9 protein-coding genes are annotated in these 17,631 nt (G+C 34.1%); all 9 read right to left on the reverse strand.

Annotated elements, in window-relative coordinates; all coding sequences use genetic code 11:
* Window positions 1-13: 13 nt before the first annotated feature.
* A complete protein-coding gene (locus GGR97_RS06290) occupies window positions 14-1,249 on the reverse strand; it encodes a BACON domain-containing protein (protein ID WP_167897679.1) in 1,236 nt (411 codons plus the stop codon).
* A 20-nt stretch (window positions 1,250-1,269) separates the two neighbouring features.
* The gene (locus GGR97_RS06295; protein WP_167897680.1) at window positions 1,270-2,838 is read right to left on the reverse strand and encodes a SusD/RagB family nutrient-binding outer membrane lipoprotein; all 1,569 of its coding nucleotides are present in this window, start codon (window positions 2,836-2,838) and stop codon (window positions 1,270-1,272) included.
* 11 nt (window positions 2,839-2,849) lie between these two features.
* Window positions 2,850-6,455 (reverse strand): SusC/RagA family TonB-linked outer membrane protein, encoded by a 3,606-nt coding sequence (locus GGR97_RS06300; protein ID WP_209272329.1) that lies wholly within the window; start codon window positions 6,453-6,455, stop codon window positions 2,850-2,852.
* 140 nt (window positions 6,456-6,595) lie between these two features.
* Window positions 6,596-7,564, reverse strand: a complete 969-nt coding sequence (locus GGR97_RS06305) for a FecR family protein (RefSeq protein ID WP_167897681.1) — start codon at window positions 7,562-7,564, stop codon at window positions 6,596-6,598.
* A gap of 135 nt (window positions 7,565-7,699) precedes the next feature.
* Entirely contained in the window at window positions 7,700-8,260 is a 561-nt protein-coding gene (locus tag GGR97_RS06310; RefSeq protein ID WP_167897682.1) for an RNA polymerase sigma-70 factor, read from the reverse strand.
* 111 nt (window positions 8,261-8,371) lie between these two features.
* Window positions 8,372-8,869 carry a phosphatase PAP2 family protein gene (locus GGR97_RS06315; RefSeq protein WP_167897683.1) on the reverse strand — a complete coding sequence of 166 codons (498 nt, stop codon included), beginning with the start codon at window positions 8,867-8,869 and terminating at the stop codon, window positions 8,372-8,374.
* Between the two features lie 31 nt (window positions 8,870-8,900).
* Window positions 8,901-9,212, reverse strand: coding sequence for a DUF3467 domain-containing protein (locus tag GGR97_RS06320; RefSeq protein ID WP_167897684.1), 312 nt, complete (start codon window positions 9,210-9,212; stop codon window positions 8,901-8,903).
* 99 nt (window positions 9,213-9,311) lie between these two features.
* Window positions 9,312-13,610 carry a DNA-directed RNA polymerase subunit beta' gene (gene rpoC, locus GGR97_RS06325; protein WP_167897685.1) on the reverse strand — a complete coding sequence of 1,433 codons (4,299 nt, stop codon included), beginning with the start codon at window positions 13,608-13,610 and terminating at the stop codon, window positions 9,312-9,314.
* A gap of 84 nt (window positions 13,611-13,694) precedes the next feature.
* Complete coding sequence (rpoB, locus tag GGR97_RS06330; protein ID WP_167897686.1) at window positions 13,695-17,507, reverse strand: DNA-directed RNA polymerase subunit beta; 3,813 nt, start codon at window positions 17,505-17,507, stop codon at window positions 13,695-13,697.
* Window positions 17,508-17,631 lie beyond the last annotated feature (124 nt).

The following is a 17,631-nucleotide window of genomic DNA, read 5'->3' on the forward strand; positions in this document are numbered from 1 at the left end:
TAATTTAGTGGTTTTACTCAACAATTGTCACTTTAATATCATCTATAAAAATTCTATTCTTTCCTTTTCCAACTCCTTTTAAAAGATAATCTCCTCCTAAGAATTTTAATTGTGTTTCCGAAGTTGCTCCTGTAATGGTAAACTCATACTGAGACCTTTCTTCTTCCCAAATTAAAGTACAATCAGGGTCTGTAGCGTAGTCTGGCCAATTGTCTACAGTTATAGAACTTACACTTGTTTCTCCATCACCAATTACACTTACTTTTAAAGTATGATCATCTTGTGTACCTCCTTTAGTTTTATAAGGCACTGCTTTAAAACTTACTTTTACGGTAGTAGCTTCTTCTAAACCGGTTAATCTTGGCGATATTAAATCTCCTCCATAACTTGTTCTTCCAAGTTTTACAAAACCAGGACGAGCATAAACTACTTGTTGATTGCTTGCGAATTCATTTTCTGTACTTGTCCACCCTTTTGCCAATTCATCTGCTGTCCACACATCATCCATCCTACCTTCTCCAGAATACGTGTAAAAAACAGGACTTCCATAGTTTAACCAATCAAAATTTTCTTCTAAAATAACATCTCCAGCAGACTGTGTAATTGTAATTTCTGTGTCTAAGGTAGGATGACCTTCTGCGCTAATTTTTACAGTAGCTACACGCTCTTCTCCTCTGTTTTTTACGGCAATTAAATTCAATTCATTTTCAGTAAGTGTTACTTCTGACAACCAATCTCCATCTACCAAAGTGTATGTCCAATTTACATTGGCTTTTACCGGAATAGAAAAAGTAGTAGCTGCCGAAGGAACAGAAATGCCCTCTGCTGCATTTTCTACCACTATAAATGGAATGTTTGCAATTTGATCCACTCTAAACAATACAGGTTGCTCTTCTCCATTAACTACAAAAGCAAAATTTATAGTCCTAGCATCAAAGGTTAAATTTTCATCTACAATAAATTTAAAAATTCCATCATCCTCTCCTTCATTTGGAAAGGCTTGTGCCCAAGTAGCCTCATTTTGAGCTACAATTTTCCAGGGTCTGTTAGAGCGTACTACATAACTTTGAGTAATCCCTTGGGTATCTGCAGAAATTCCTGTTGGTTGATCTTCTATAACAAAATAAGGATCTCCGGAAAACTCATTTTCATCATTGGTACAAGACGTTAATCCTGTAAGACAAATAACTAATAAGGTATAGAACAACCTTACAATTCTCTGCATTGTAAATACATTATTGGTATACATATTTTTTATTTTTCTGATTCTTAATTTTCTTGTATAGCTTGTTTACTCCACCATATTGGGGTTTTCATAGTATTCCCTCCCATATGACTAATAGCTGCTTCGGAGTTAACCGCATTGGTGGCCAATGTAGTGGTAGGATAAGCAAACCTTGTTGGTAATGTATAATCATTAAACACTGTTCCATTTCCTATGGTTAATTCTGGATATCCGGTTCTTCTATATTCATGATAAGCTTCCATACCCACCCAGAATAGAGCCAAGTATTTTTGATTCCCAATCAATTCATCTTTATTGGTAGCCAAATCCCAAGAGGCCAATTCGGATGCTAATAAATTATCAATATCTTCATTGCTAACCACTACAGGAACTTCACTAAACTGACCTCTTTCTGCCCATTTTTCTACAGAAGCTCTAATAGCAGTTTCATAATATGTTTTTGCAACAGCTTCTCCTCCAGGAATCCATCCTTTTAAAGCAGCTTCGGCCAAAATAAACTGTACTTCTGCATAATCCATAAAAGTACCAGGAGCTTCTGCTCTTGCTAACACAGCCGCATTTAACCAAGCACTTCCTCTATCGGCATCATTCTGATCTTGTTCTGAAACTCCTGAAATGGTTCCTTTCCAAACATTGTCTGGATTTACACTAACATTCGGATTTTTCTTTCCTATGATTGGCAAACGAGGATCTACAAAAGTTTCATTTCCATTAATATCTGTCACTACAGTCATTTTAATAAGCTGTTCTGTTAACTTTCTTCCAGAACTCGTAAAACTTCCTTCGTTATAATCTGAAAATTGACTTCTGTAAGGGTCTATTCCAGAAAACACTACAGTTGCATTGTCATTATTAGAACTAAATATTGGGTAGCTAGTTGGATTGTTTAATACTTCTAATATTTTAGTAGCGACATTCATTTCTGCACGTCCACTAACTCTCATTAGCAAACGTAAATACAAGGAGTTGTTAAACTTTTGCCATTGTTCCATAGACCCGTTATACATACCATCCAAAGAAGGTTTTACAAATACAGGAGCTTCAGCGTAAATATTGTTAGCTGCTTTTAAATCTTCAAACATCTGTTCGTAGACTTCTTGTTGAGTATCAAAAACGGGTTTGGTAGTTCCATTGGCTTTTCTAGCTGTAAAAGCTTCGGAATAAGGAACATCTCCAAACATATCTGTTAGATTAGACATATACAATACTTTTAATGTAAGTGCTATGGCTTCTAAAGATCTATCACCTTGTTCTATACTTAAATCATACATATGTGTTACATTATTCCCGTAACGAGCATAAGCATTCCATACACTTTGCCAATTGGCATCACTTATAAAATAACGGTGCTCTTGTCTTGTAGTTCCTCCTGTAAAAGCAGTAAACTGTATCAACTCATTGTTCCAATACCAAGTATAATTTTGCCAAAATTTAGCTCCGTTATACAATAAAGGTTCAAACATACCAGTAGCTTGTATTTGCCCTACATTAGTAGTGTTCGGATTGGTATTTATCTCTTCAAAATCTGAAGTACATGCATTGTTTATCAATGCAAATACTATTGTAGCTATAATAATTTTTAACTTGTTCATTTTCTATGGGTTTAAAATGAAAATTTAACATTGAAACCGTAAGACCTTGTCATAGGGAAAGACATGGTTTCTATTCCTTTGTAGATATTGGATCCGTTTAACATTCCTGTTTCTGGATCGTATTGAGGAAACTCTGTAATAGTAAACAAATTGGTGGCAAACACTCCTAAACTTACATCGTTTAAGTACTTTGTTTTCTCTAAAATTCGTTGTGGTAGTTTATAGTCTAACCTTAATTCTCTTAATTTTAAATAAGAATTGCTAAACGTATTGGTTTCTACATTGTTACGGTTCCATATATAAGAATTGTAATAAGTTTGAATACTTTTAGTAATTGTAGTATTCTTTACATAAGATGTAGTTCCATCTGCATTAGCTACAGCATTTACTCCGTTGTGTACCAAACCATCATACCTTCCTTCTAAAGAGTTTTTCAACTTACCTTGATAAGACAATGCAAAGTTGGTTACAGAATAAGTATGTCCTCCTAACTGACCTGTAAAATTAGCACTTAAAGAAAAGTTTTTATACTTAAAACGTTGTACAATACCACCTCTCCAGTCCGGATTTACACTTCCTATTTTTCTATCGGGTGATTCATCTAGAATAGGATAACCATCTGCATTTACTAAATGCATTCCTGAAGCATCTTGCTCTACTCCATTTTCGTCTACATACACAGCTCCTTCTGGGGCTCTTTGAAATCCACGTCCGTAGATAACATGCATTTCTTGACCTACATAAGAGTTTACATATACTCTACCTCCAATGGTCGTTCCCATATCTGTTTGTAAAGGTTCGTCAGAATCCCATCCTTCTTGTAAACTCACTAACTTGTTTTTGTTTTTTGACCATGTAAGATCAAAAGACCATTCAAAATTTGGTGTTTTTACAGGTACTACATGAGCGGCAACTTCTATTCCTCGGTTGGTAATTTTACCTGCATTAATCTTTAACCCTGTGGCTCCAGTAATTTGATCAACTCCTACAGAAACAATTTGATTAGTGGTTGATGAGTGATACAAAGTAACATCCAAACCTAAACGGTTTTTAAAAAATCTTGTATCTAATCCTGCCTCCCAACTTTCTACATTTTCTGGTTTTATTAAAGGATCTGGAATAGTTCCTGGTAAGGTATATCCTCCAGAATAAGAAGAGGTTGAATAATATTGATCTAAGGAATATGGAGAAGTATCGTTCCCTACATTTGCCCAAGACATTCTTAATTTTGTAAAATCTACCCAAGAAAGATTCTTTCTAAAATCGAAAATTTCATTGACCAAAATACTTGCTGCTACCGATGGGTAAAAGAATGACCAATTGTTTTTAGAAAGTGTACTAGACCAATCGTTACGCCCTGTAATATCTAAATAATACGTATCATCCCAACTTAAAGAAGCCAATCCGTACACACTATTCACTACTTTTTTAGTTCTATAATGATAAGGATCAGGAATAACTCCTGTTGGTAAATTGGTGGTGTGATAAATACCTTCTTCTCCTAACTGACCTAATGTAATTTTGCTATTATAATACTCATTAACTCTATTGTTGGCTCCTACCATAGCGGTAATTCCAAATTTACCTTGTATCAAATCGTTATTCGTATAGCGTAACATCATTTCGTTATTGTTTTCTATTACTCTAACGGTTTGTTCTCTATAAAACCCGTTTTGATAATCGGCAGTGTAAAAAGGTCTACGTTGTGTTCTAAATTCATCTGACCAATCTAATCCTGAATTTATTTTAAATTCAAGCCCTTTCATGATATCGAAACTAAAACCAATATTTCCAAAAACTCTGTTCTTATCTTGTGTGTTTAATTCCTCATATAAAGATCTGTAAGGATTAAATCCATTAGCTGATGGAAATACCAAACCTTGACCGTTTTCTCCTTGGGCAGCCCAATTGGCATAGTTATATCTTCCGTTAAAATATTCTTCTTTCCAATCGTTAATACTATTGGTATTAAATCCCCAAGCCAACGCATACATGGGATTGTTCTCGTTATACCCTCCTCCAGGCATATTTTCACTTTCTTTTCTAGTGTAATTAATCTTTGTATTTAATTTAATTCTATCTGTAACCGGAGTGTTTAAGGATAAAGAAATGGTTTTTCTATCAAAACCAGTGTTGGGTAAAATCCATTCGTTTTTAAAATCTGTAAAAGAGAAACGTGTAGAAGTTCCACGTCCGTTATTACCACTTACACTAATGGTATTACTTTTGGTAACTCCTGTTTCAAACAAACCTGTGTACCAATCATCTTTATAAGTAAAAGGGAGTTTTGTAAACTCTCCTGTATCCCAATTTTTGGAACCGTACAAATAGCGAAGTTTATCTTCATCAAACTTTTCTCCAAAAGTATAACGAGAATAATGTCTAGATACAGCAGTTCCATCATTAGTCATATCAGGAGTTAATTCCCATAAAGAGAATTCACTCTGTCCCATGTCAGAACCATTCCCGTATTCTGTTTGAAAATCTGGGAAATATCCGGCTTTGTCAAAGGTGATAGAGGAATTTATAGTAACCCCAATCCCTTTAGTTTTTTTACCAGATTTGGTGGTTATTAAAATAGCTCCATTTGCGGCTCTAGATCCATACAATGCTGCTGCAGCTGGTCCTTTTAACACAGAAACAGATTCGATATCATCTGGATTTAAATCACTAATTCCGTTTCCGTAATCTATAGGAGCATCTCCTTGTGCATAATTACTAACACTTCTTGTAGAGGTAATTCCAGAAGTAATAGGCACTCCATCTACTACAAATAGAGCTTCATTGCTTCCATAATTTAAAGATTGATCTCCACGTAAGGTAACCCTTACAGATCCGCTTGGTCCTGTACCTGCCTGATCAAAAGTTAAACCTGCTACTTTACCAGACATTCCGTTAATCCAGTTTCCTGTTACTGTTTTGGTTAAATCTTCTTCATTCACTTTAGCTACCGAATATCCTAAAGACTTTTCTTCTCTAGAAATATTCAATGCGGTAACAACTACTTCACTTAGTTTTGTTACATCTTCTTTTAAAACAACTTTAAGCTGAGTTTTATTTTGTACAGAGATTTCTTGAGTAACATATCCGTTAAAAGAAACGACCAATACAGGATTTTTAGTTGTTACGTTGATGGTGAAATTCCCATCAAAATCTGATATTACTTGGTTGGTGGTTCCTTTTTCTAAAACCGTAACCACAGGTAAAGGGGTTTCCATTTCATCGATTACCACACCTGTTATTTTTGTTATAGCTGATTTTGTATTGCTAAGTTGTTGTACCGAAATACTGTTATTGATACGCTTAAATTGTAATTTAACTTTAGAAGTTAGTTCTTCTAATATTCTTAAAACAGATATATTTTTTGCTTTGATTGTAATCTCTTTATCTATTTTTTTAAGAGATTGATCATATATAAAATAATAATCTGTTTTAGATTCTACTTCTTTTAAAATTTCTAATGGGGTTGCATCTATTTTTAAAATTGATATCTTTGTTTCTGCCAGATTTTGACCGAATGCAAATTTTGCAAACATTGGATTGGCAAAAAATAAAATAGCTAAATAAACAGACAATTTTGTGACCATTTTGACAAAAGGGTGTTTAATTAAGTTCATAAAAAATGTTTAATAATTTCTTTAATTAGTTATTGTTAATCGCTAGCAGTCTGTTTTACTCGCCAAAGTATCTTATAACAGACTGTTTTTTTTTATTTAGTAGTAGGTAGTTTCGTTTTCTTTATGCCATAAAATTTATTTTAATGATTACACTTTCCTAAAATTTGAATCTCTTTAGAAGAAATAAATTTGTAGGATAAATTAGGTTTTACAAAGGTGATGTTATCTAGTATGTTTTTTAAAGAAGCATTTTTAAACACTCCTGTAAATGAACAGTTTTGACTATTTTTATCTTCTAAGTGTATTTTAACATTGAACCATTTTTCTAGTTTTGGAATTGCTGTTGCTAACTTTTCATCATCAAAACTTAAAACACCATCTTTCCAACCTAAAAACTGAGCTAATACTACCTTTTGTTTTTGAATACTTTTGCTCTTTTTATTAAAGTTTACCTGATAGGAAGGAGTTAAAATCATCTCATCTTCTCCTTGAATACCTACACTAATTTTTCCAGTAGCAAGAGTTACTTCTACATCATCTTGATCTTGATAAGCTTTGATGTTAAAAGTAGTCCCCAATACTTTAGTAGTAACCATTGGAGTTTTGACTATAAATGGATGTGTTGGATTTTTTTGAACATTAAAAAAAGCCTCTCCTGTTAATGTTACTTCTCTAGTAGTTTTGTTAAAGGTTTCTGGAAATCTAATTTCACTACCACTATTTAAGTTTACTATAGAACCATCTGGCAAAGTCACTGTTAACTTTTTACCGTACTCTGCTCTTTTAATAATAGTTTGTGCCACAGCGTAAGTGTTCTCTATTTGTAGTTTAGATGAAAAATACCAACTACCACCAGCTACTGTAATCGACAATACTAATATTGCAGCTATTCTTAACCAGGCACTAATGAATTTCTTATTTTTTGCTTTATGAATGTTTGAATATATTTCTTGTTCAACCATAGACTTATGCCTATCGTTAAAAAAAATATGTTGTTCATTTTTTGCCAACATTTTTTCCTCAAATAATTCTAAAACTTTTTGTTCTTCTTTAGAAAGATTTCCTTTTTGCCTCTTGTTAATTAATTCTTTTAATTCTTTTTCTGTCATTTTTTTATGGGTCTATACTAGTATATACCCAAACCTCTTTTCCTTTCACGGTTAAAAAGTGAGGCTTAACGTTATGTTTATATCTAAAGGCTTCGTTAATGTTTAGTTAACAAAAAAGAAAGATGAAGTTGTTATTTACCTAGAATAACTAATAAAAAGAAGAAAAGAAATTACTTTTCCCATATGGATTCTAAGAGACTTTACAGCTATAGATAGTTGATTTTCTACAGTTCGTTTAGAGATACCTATCTTTTGTGCAATCTCTTCGTTATCCAATCCTTCATAACGACTCAAAGTAAAAATTTCACGGCATTTAGCAGGAAGATTGTTTATGTAATGACGTAATCGTAAGTTGGTTTCATCAAAATCGTGATGCAATTCTATAACAGAGTCTATAGTTAACTCTCTACAGACCTCTAATTGAACCTGATTGAATTTTTTATCTCTTAGTGAATTGTATACCTTATAACGTACTGCTTGATGCAAGTAGGCTTCTATATTATTTGGAGAAACTTCTTTTCTTCTCTTCCAATAATCTAACCATACTTCCTGTATAACATCTTTGGCTTCTGCTTCATCCATAATAAGTGACTTGCCAAAAATGTATAATTGTTCCCATAACCTACTATACAAAGTACTGTAAGCTATTTCATCATTATTAGTAATACGTTTTGCTAGTTCGGTACTAGAAAGCATTGTTCCTTTTTTTAAGGCTGCAATGTACTTAAAATATAAACTGTCTATATTATTGGAATGTTAACCTTTGGTTTAACTCCTTCAACTACAGATTGTATAAAAATGATGTGTTTAAAACTGATAACTATAACGAACATAAAAGTCTTTCCCCTTCTTATCAAAAGAAAAACTAGTCGTGTTTACTGTTCTTTTTCTAGTAAAGATATAAGAAGATAGTACGCCTAGAACAGCACCTACAGCAACATCCTCTACAAAATGCTTATCTGCATACACCCTACTAAAACCAGTATACGCAGCAACGGTATAGGCAGGTATTCCATATTTCCATCCATATCTTTTTTGCATAAAGGCTGCACTTTGAAATGTAATAGAAGTATGTCCTGATGGAAAGGAATTTAAATTTTCCCCATTGGGTCTTTCTTTTTTAGTAACCGCCTTTAACCCTAAGGTTAATGCTGTATTAAAAACAAAAGCTTTCCCATGCATAAAGGTTCCGTCTAAATCTTTTTCTAACCAAGTAGACCCCAAAGCAATAAAAGGCATGGAATACAATCCATAATCTCCTATTTTTTCTATGGTAGACTGGGCTTCTGCTTTAATGTTTACCATTAAAAACACCGTAGCTATTAAAAAGAACCGATTAAGCCTCTCCAACTGTACCAAAATTTATGGGGTAATCTTGTTGTTCAAACTCTTTAATCTCTCCTACCTGAGCTTCAAAACGGTTAATATTGTCTATTAAAGCTTGAGCCAAACGTTTTGCATGTTGTGGAGTTAAAATTATTCTAGATTTTACTTTTGCTTTTGGAGCTCCAGGCATAATATTTACAAAGTCAACTACAAATTCAGAGTTAGAATGATTGATAATTGCCAAGTTAGAGTAAGTTCCCTCTGCCACCTCTGGTGATAATTCTATATTAATATTTCCTTCTTTATTTTTTGACTGCTCCATGTAATATTGATTATTGATGCTCTAAAATAGAACTAATTTTAAACAAAAAAAAACGGATTCCAATGGAATCCGTTTTCTTTATCTTAAAGTTACTAAATACTATTCTTCAATAGTGCTAGCTCCAATACTTTGTTCTATTTCCTCTTTAGGACCTACGATAATATTATTGTAAGATCTCATACCTGTACCAGCAGGTATCTTTTTACCAACAATAACGTTTTCTTTCAATCCTTCTAAGTAATCAATTTTACCATTAACAGCTGCTTCATTCAACACTTTCGTTGTTTCCTGGAACGATGCTGCAGAGATAAATGATTTTGTTTGTAAAGATGCTCTTGTAATACCTTGTAAGATTTGCTCTGCCGTTGCCGGTTTAGCATCTCTTGCTTCGATTAAAGCTTTATCTTCACGTTTCAATCTAGAGTTTTCATCTCTTAACTCACGAGAGCTAATAATTTGACCAGCCTTGTAAGTATCAGAAGCTCCTGCCTCTTCAATCACTTTCATACCATAAATCTCATCATTCTTCTCAATAAAGTCATTCTTGTGAACTAAAGAGTTCTCTAAGAATAAAGTGTCTCCAGAATCAATAATTCTAACTTTACGCATCATTTGACGTACTACTACCTCATAATGCTTATCGTTAATTCTTACCCCTTGTAAACGGTAAACTTCCTGAATTTCATTCACAATATATTGTTGTACTGCAGAAGGTCCTTGAATTCTCAAGATGTCTTCTGGAGTTACAGAACCATCAGATAAAGCCATACCTGCTTTAACATAATCATTCTCTTGTACTAAGATTTGGTTAGATAACTTAATTAAGTATTTCTTAACATCTCCAAATTTAGACTCAACAATAATTTCACGGTTACCACGCTTAATTTTACCAAAAGAAACAACACCGTCAGTTTCTGCAACTACTGCAGGGTTAGATGGGTTACGTGCTTCAAATAATTCAGTTACACGAGGTAAACCTCCAGTAATATCCCCTGCCTTTCCAGACTTACGAGGGATCTTAACTAATGTTTTACCAATTTCAATTTCTTCATCATCACTTACCATTAAGTGTGCACCTAAAGGTAATGAGTAAGAACGTTGTGTATTTCCATCAGCATCTTGAATTAATAAAGCAGGAATTTTCTTCTTGTCTTTAGATTCAATAATTACTTTTTCTTGGAAACCTGTTTGCTCATCAATTTCTACAGAGTAGTTAATACCTTGTTGTAAATCTTCAAAGACAACCTTACCTCCAAACTCAGAAACAATAACTCCGTTAAATGGATCCCATTGACAGATAGCATCTCCTTTGTTAATACTTGTTTGACCATTTACAAAAATGTACGATCCATAAGGAATAACAGTGTTACTTAAAACAGTTCCTATTTTTTCATCAATAATTTTAGCTTCAGCAGTACGAGAAATAACAATCTCTACAACTTCCCCTTGTGGATTTTTACCAGCAACAGTTACCAAATCATCAATCACTAATTTACCACTAAACTTAGCAGTTAATTTGTTGTCTTCAGAAATGTTTCCGGCTACCCCTCCAACGTGGAATGTACGTAATGTTAACTGTGTACCAGGCTCTCCAATAGACTGTGCAGCAATAACTCCAACAGATTCTCCTATTTGAACCATATCACGTGTAGACATCGATTGTCCATAACACTTAGAACAGATACCTCTCTTCGTTTCACATGTTAATGGAGAACGTACTTCTACAGTATCTAATCCTGATGCTTCAACAATAGCAGCTAATTCTTCTGTAATCTCAGCTCCTGCAGGAACTAAAACTTCATGCTCAATAGGATCTTTAATATCGTGTAATGCAACACGACCAGTAATACGCTCACTTAAAGATTCTACAATTTCATCATTTTTCTTTAATGGAGATACTTCCAATCCTCTTAAAGTACCACAGTCAAATTCGTTCACAATTACATCTTGTGCAACATCAACCAAACGACGTGTTAAGTATCCAGCATCGGCAGTTTTTAAGGCCGTATCGGCAAGTCCCTTACGGGCACCGTGCGTAGAAATAAAGTACTCTAAAATGGATAAACCTTCCTTAAAGTTAGATAAAATTGGGTTTTCAATAATTTCTCCTCCTGATGAAGTAGATTTTTTAGGCTTAGCCATCAATCCACGCATACCAGTTAACTGACGAATTTGCTCCTTAGAACCACGGGCTCCAGAATCAAGCATCATAAATACAGAGTTAAATCCTTGTTGATCTTCTCTCAAACGTTTCATAGACAATTCTGTCAATTGATTGTTTGTAGATCCCCATATATCAATAACCTGGTTGTAACGTTCTTTGTTCGTTAACATACCCATGTTATAGTTTTGGATAATTACATCCACTTCCACATTCGCATCAGCAATCATTTGCTTCTTCTCAGCTGGAATAATAATATCTCCTAATGAGAATGACAATCCACCTCTAAAGGCAAATTTGAATCCCATGTCTTTAATATTATCTAAGAACTTACCTGTTGTAGGAATATCTGTAGTTTTTAAAACTTTAGCAATAATTCCACGTAAAGATTTCTTAGTTAAAATATCATTGATATATCCTGCAGCAGCGGGTACATGTTCATTAAACAAGACTCTACCAACTGTAGTTTCAATAATTCTAGTTACCTGATTTCCGTTTTCGTCAATATCTTGAGTTCTAACTTTAATACCAGCATTTAAGTCTACCGCTTTTTCATTAAAAGCAATAGTTACTTCTTCTGGAGAATAGAAAGTTAATCCTTGTCCTTTAACTTTATAGTTTTCATCAGTAACTCTTAATTTGGTCATGTAGTAAAGACCCAATACCATATCCTGAGAAGGTACCGTAATTGGAGCACCGTTTGCAGGGTTTAAGATAGAGTGAGATCCTAACAATAACATTTGAGCTTCCAAAATTGCTTCTGGTCCTAAAGGTAAGTGAACAGCCATCTGATCCCCATCAAAATCGGCGTTAAATGCCGAACATACTAATGGGTGTAACTGAATCGCTTTTCCTTCAATTAATTTAGGTTGGAACGCTTGGATACCTAAACGGTGTAACGTAGGGGCACGGTTTAATAAAACAGGGTGTCCTTTAATTACATTTTCCAAAATATCCCAAACTACAGGCTCTTTTTTGTCTATAATTTTCTTAGCAGATTTTACGGTTTTTACAACACCACGCTCAATCAACTTACGGATGATAAATGGTTTGTACAGTTCAGCTGCCATATCCTTAGGGATACCACATTCTGATAAAGCCAAAGTAGGTCCAACAACAATTACCGAACGAGCAGAATAATCTACACGCTTACCAAGTAAGTTTTGACGGAAACGACCTTGCTTACCTTTTAATGAATCTGATAAAGATTTTAAAGGTCTGTTAGATTCTGTTTTTACTGCTGATGATTTACGAGTGTTATCAAATAAAGAATCTACAGATTCTTGTAACATACGTTTTTCGTTACGTAAAATAACTTCAGGAGCCTGAATTTCTACCAAACGCTTTAAACGGTTGTTACGGATAATTACTCTACGGTATAAATCATTTAAATCAGAAGTTGCAAAACGACCTCCATCTAAAGGAACTAAAGGACGTAATTCTGGTGGAATCACCGGAATAGCCTTTAAAATCATCCATGATGGATTGTTGTCTCTGTTCTTTTGAGATTCACGGAAAGCTTCAACAACATTCAAACGCTTTAAAGCCTCTGTTTTACGTTGCTTAGAAGTTTCTGTGTTTGCTTTGTGTCTTAATTCATAAGATAAAGAATCTAAATCAATACGATCTAACAATTCAATCAAACACTCCGCTCCCATTTTAGCAATAAATTTGTTTGGATCTGTATCGTCCAAATATCTATTGTCTAAAGGAACTGTTTCTAAAATATCTAAATACTCCTCTTCTGTTAAGAAATCCATTTTTTGCAATGGAGTTCCATCTAATTGAGTTGCATTACCGGGTTGAATTACTACGTATCTCTCGTAGTAAATAATCATATCTAACTTTTTAGAAGGTAAACCTAAAAGGTAACCCATTTTGTTAGGTAATGATCTAAAGTACCAAATATGAGCAATAGGCACCACTAAATTAATGTGTCCTACTCTATCTCTACGTACCTTCTTTTCTGTTACTTCTACACCACATCGATCACATACAATACCTTTGTAACGAATTCTCTTGTATTTTCCACAAGCACATTCGAAATCCTTAATAGGTCCAAAGATACGCTCACAAAATAAACCATCTCTCTCTGGTTTATGTGTACGGTAGTTGATTGTTTCTGGCTTTAGCACCTCTCCATGTGAAGCCTCTAAAATAGACTCTGGTGATGCTAAACCAATAGAAATTTTTTCAAATTTCTTTTGTGTAGGGTTTTTATCGTTATTTCTTGCCATGATTTCTTTTTTAGTCTTTAGTACTAAGTACAAAGTAGTAGGTTTTAATACTTGCTACTTTGTACTCTTTACTTAATACTCTAGTTATTCTTCTAATCGTACGTCTAATCCTAAACCTTTCAATTCGTGCATTAACACGTTGAATGATTCCGGTAAACCTGGTTCTGGCATAGGCTCTCCTTTTACGATAGCTTCGTAAGTTTTAGCTCTACCAATAACATCATCAGACTTAACCGTTAAAATTTCACGTAAAATATTAGATGCTCCATAGGCCTCTAATGCCCATACTTCCATCTCTCCAAAACGTTGACCTCCAAATTGAGCTTTACCTCCTAATGGCTGTTGTGTAATTAGTGAGTAAGGTCCAATAGAACGTGCGTGCATCTTATCATCAATCATGTGACCTAACTTAATCATGTAAATCACCCCTACTGTTGCAGGTTGATCAAAACGCTCTCCAGTTCCTCCATCATATAAATAAGTATGTCCAAATCTTGGAATACCTGCTTCATCTGTTAAGGCATTAATTTGATCTAATTTTGCTCCATCAAAAATTGGTGTTGCATACGTTTGATCTAATTTTTGTCCTGCCCATCCTAAAACAGTTTCGTAAATCTGTCCAATGTTCATACGAGATGGTACCCCTAATGGGTTCAATACGATGTCTACTGGTGTTCCGTCTTCTAAGAATGGCATTTCTTCTTGACGTACAATACGAGCAACAATACCTTTGTTACCGTGACGTCCTGCCATCTTATCTCCAACTTTTAACTTACGTTTCTTAGCTATATAAATTTTTGCTAATTTTAAAACACCTGCTGGTAATTCATCTCCAATAGTAATAGAGAATTTCTTACGTCTAAGTGCTCCTTGTAAATCACTTACTTTAATCTTATAGTTGTGAATTAATTCTGCAACTAAATTGTTTAAGTTATCATCTGTAGTCCAAGCTCCTTTAGTTAAATGCGTAAAGTCTGTAACAGAGTTTAACATTTTTAAAGTATACTTTTTACCTTTAGGGAAAACTTCTTCTCCTAAATCGTTTTGAACTCCTTGAGATGTTTTACCTGAAATTAAAGTAAACAACTTGTCTATTAATGTATCTTTTAAAGATTCAAAGTCATGAGTGTACTGAGCTTCTAATGTCTCAATTTGCTCTTTATCTCTAACTCTCTTAGATTTATCTTTAACAGCTTTCTTAAATAATTTCTTACCAATTACAACTCCTCTTAAAGATGGAGAAGCTTTTAAAGAAGCATCTTTTACATCACCAGCTTTGTCTCCAAAAATAGCACGTAATAATTTTTCTTCTGGTGTAGGATCAGATTCTCCTTTTGGAGTAATCTTACCAATTAAAATATCTCCAGGTTTTACTTCAGCACCAATACGAATCATTCCGTTTTCATCTAAGTCTTTAGTAGCCTCTTCAGAAACGTTAGGAATATCGTTGGTTAATTCTTCAGCACCTAACTTTGTATCTCTTACGTCTAATGAATATTCATCAATGTGGATAGAAGTAAAAATATCTTCTCTTACCACTTTTTCAGAAATCACAATCGCATCCTCAAAGTTATATCCCTGCCAAGGCATAAAGGCAACTTTCATGTTACGTCCTAAGGCTAATTCACCTTTTTGTGTAGCATAACCTTCACACAATACTTGTCCTTCTTCAACTACATCTCCAACTTTTACAATTGGCTTTAAGTTGATAGAAGTTCCTTGGTTAGTTTTTCTAAACTTAATTAAGTTATAAGTAATTTCGCTAGAATCAAAACTTACAGAAGCTTCCTCCTCAGTTCTTTCATAACGAATAGTAATCTTATTTGCATCTACATAAATAACCTCACCTGTTCCTTGTGCGTTGATTAAGATTCTTGAATCTTTAGCAACTCTACGCTCTAAACCTGTTCCTACAATAGGAGCTTCAGGACGTAATAATGGTACAGCTTGTCTCATCATGTTAGATCCCATCAAAGCACGGTTGGCATCATCGTGTTCTAAGAAAGGAATCAAAGAAGCTGAAATAGAGGCAATCTGGTTTGGAGATACATCCATATAGTCAATGTCTTGTGGAGTAACAACTGGATAATCAGCTTCTTCACGAGCAATAACTTTTTCTAACTGAATTTGTCCGTCATCTGCAATAGCAATGTTTGACTGAGCAAATTTCATTCCTTCTTCTTCTTCAGCACTTAAATAAATAGGAGCATCAACAGTGTTAACTTTTCCTTCAGTTACTTTGTGGTAAGCTGTTTCTATAAATCCTAAATTGTTCACTTTTGCATATACAGCTAAAGATGAAATCAATCCAATGTTTGGACCTTCAGGAGTTTCAATAGGACATAAACGACCGTAGTGAGTATAGTGAACATCACGAACCTCAAATCCTGCTCTTTCTCTAGATAAACCTCCAGGTCCTAAAGCGGATAATCTACGTTTGTGAGTAATCTCTGCTAATGGATTCGTTTGATCCATAAACTGAGACAACTGGTTGGTTCCAAAGAATGAGTTAATTACAGAAGATAAAGTCTTCGCGTTAATTAAGTCAATCGGTGTAAACACCTCGTTATCACGTACATTCATACGTTCTCTAATCGTACGAGCCATACGAGATAAACCAACTCCAAATTGAGCTGCTAATTGTTCACCTACTGTACGTACACGTCTGTTAGATAAGTGGTCAATATCATCAATTTCCGCCTTAGAGTTTACCAACTCAATTAGGTTCTTGATAATAGTGATAATATCATTTTTAGTTAAAACTTTAGCGTCTAAAGACTCATTTAATCCTAACTTCTTGTTCATTCTAAAACGTCCTACTTCACCTAAGTTGTAACGTTGCTCAGAGAAGAATAATTTTTCAATAATTCCTCTTGCAGTTTCCTCATCTGGCGGCTCAGCATTACGTAATTGTCTATAGATATGTTCTACGGCTTCTTTTTCAGAGTTGGTAGGATCCTTTTGTAAGGTGTTGTGGATAATAGCATAATCACCATTTCCATTATCTTCTCTATGTAATAAAATTGTTTTTACTCCTGTATCAACAATCTCATCAATGTGTTCTTTATCTAAAACAGTATCACGATCAAATACAATCTCGTTACGTTCTATAGAAACAACTTCTCCTGTATCTTCATCTACAAAGTCTTCAAACCATGTTCTTAATACACGAGCAGCTAATTTTCTTCCTAATACTTTCTTTAATCCAGACTTAGAAACTTTAACTTCTTCTGCAAGGTCAAAAATCTCTAAAATGTCCTTATCTCTCTCAAATCCAATTGCACGGAATAAAGTAGTAACAGGTAATTTTTTCTTTCTATCAATATAAGCATACATTACTTGATTGATATCGGTAGCAAATTCAATCCAAGATCCTTTAAAAGGAATTACTCTTGCTGAATATAATTTTGTACCGTTTGCATGGAAAGATTGTCCAAAGAATACCCCTGGAGAACGGTGTAATTGAGAAACGATAACACGCTCTGCACCGTTAATAATGAATGTACCTGAGTTGGTCATGTAAGGAACAGTACCTAAGTACACATCTTGCACAATTGTCTCAAAATCCTCATGTTCAGGATCTGTACAATACAATTTCAATCTAGCTTTTAATGGTAAACTATAAGTTAATCCACGTTCTATACACTCTTCTAAAGAGTATCTAGGCGGATCTACAAAATAGTCTAAAAATTCTAACACAAAGTTGTTTCTTGTGTCAGTAATTGGAAAATTGTCCATAAAGGTTTTGTACAAACCTTCATCGCTTCTTTCGTCAGCCTTAGTTTTCAACTGGAAAAAGTCTTGGAAAGACTTAATCTGAATATCTAAAAAGTCCGGATATTCTGTACTTAGTTTGGCTGAAGCAAAGTTAACTCTTGTATTATTTTTCGTTGCCAAAGGTGAAAAAATTTAAATGAATTAATAATTCGTTTTTCTTTTTGTAAGCTCATTTTTGGTCTGCGTTAAATAAGGAACTATTTAAACGCAAAAAATGGTTTAGGTCTATCCCCTAAGGGAAAGA

Source organism: Wenyingzhuangia aestuarii (assembly GCF_011927765.1).
In the GTDB taxonomy this organism is placed as follows: Bacteria; Bacteroidota; Bacteroidia; order Flavobacteriales; family Flavobacteriaceae; genus Wenyingzhuangia; species Wenyingzhuangia aestuarii.

Bases quoted from the DNA above. Each gene is read 5' to 3' on its own strand.
- GGR97_RS06300 (WP_209272329.1), bottom strand. From the start codon at position 6,455: ATGAACTTAATTAAACACCCTTTTGTCAAAATGGTCACAAAATTGTCT.
- GGR97_RS06305 (WP_167897681.1), bottom strand. From the start codon at position 7,564: ATGACAGAAAAAGAATTAAAAGAATTAATTAACAAGAGGCAAAAAGGA.
- GGR97_RS06290 (WP_167897679.1), bottom strand. From the start codon at position 1,249: ATGTATACCAATAATGTATTTACAATGCAGAGAATTGTAAGGTTGTTC.
- rpoC (WP_167897685.1), bottom strand. From the start codon at position 13,610: ATGGCAAGAAATAACGATAAAAACCCTACACAAAAGAAATTTGAAAAA.
- GGR97_RS06315 (WP_167897683.1), bottom strand. From the start codon at position 8,869: ATGGTAAACATTAAAGCAGAAGCCCAGTCTACCATAGAAAAAATAGGA.
- GGR97_RS06320 (WP_167897684.1), bottom strand. From the start codon at position 9,212: ATGGAGCAGTCAAAAAATAAAGAAGGAAATATTAATATAGAATTATCA.
- GGR97_RS06295 (WP_167897680.1), bottom strand. From the start codon at position 2,838: ATGAACAAGTTAAAAATTATTATAGCTACAATAGTATTTGCATTGATA.
- GGR97_RS06310 (WP_167897682.1), bottom strand. From the start codon at position 8,260: ATGCTTTCTAGTACCGAACTAGCAAAACGTATTACTAATAATGATGAA.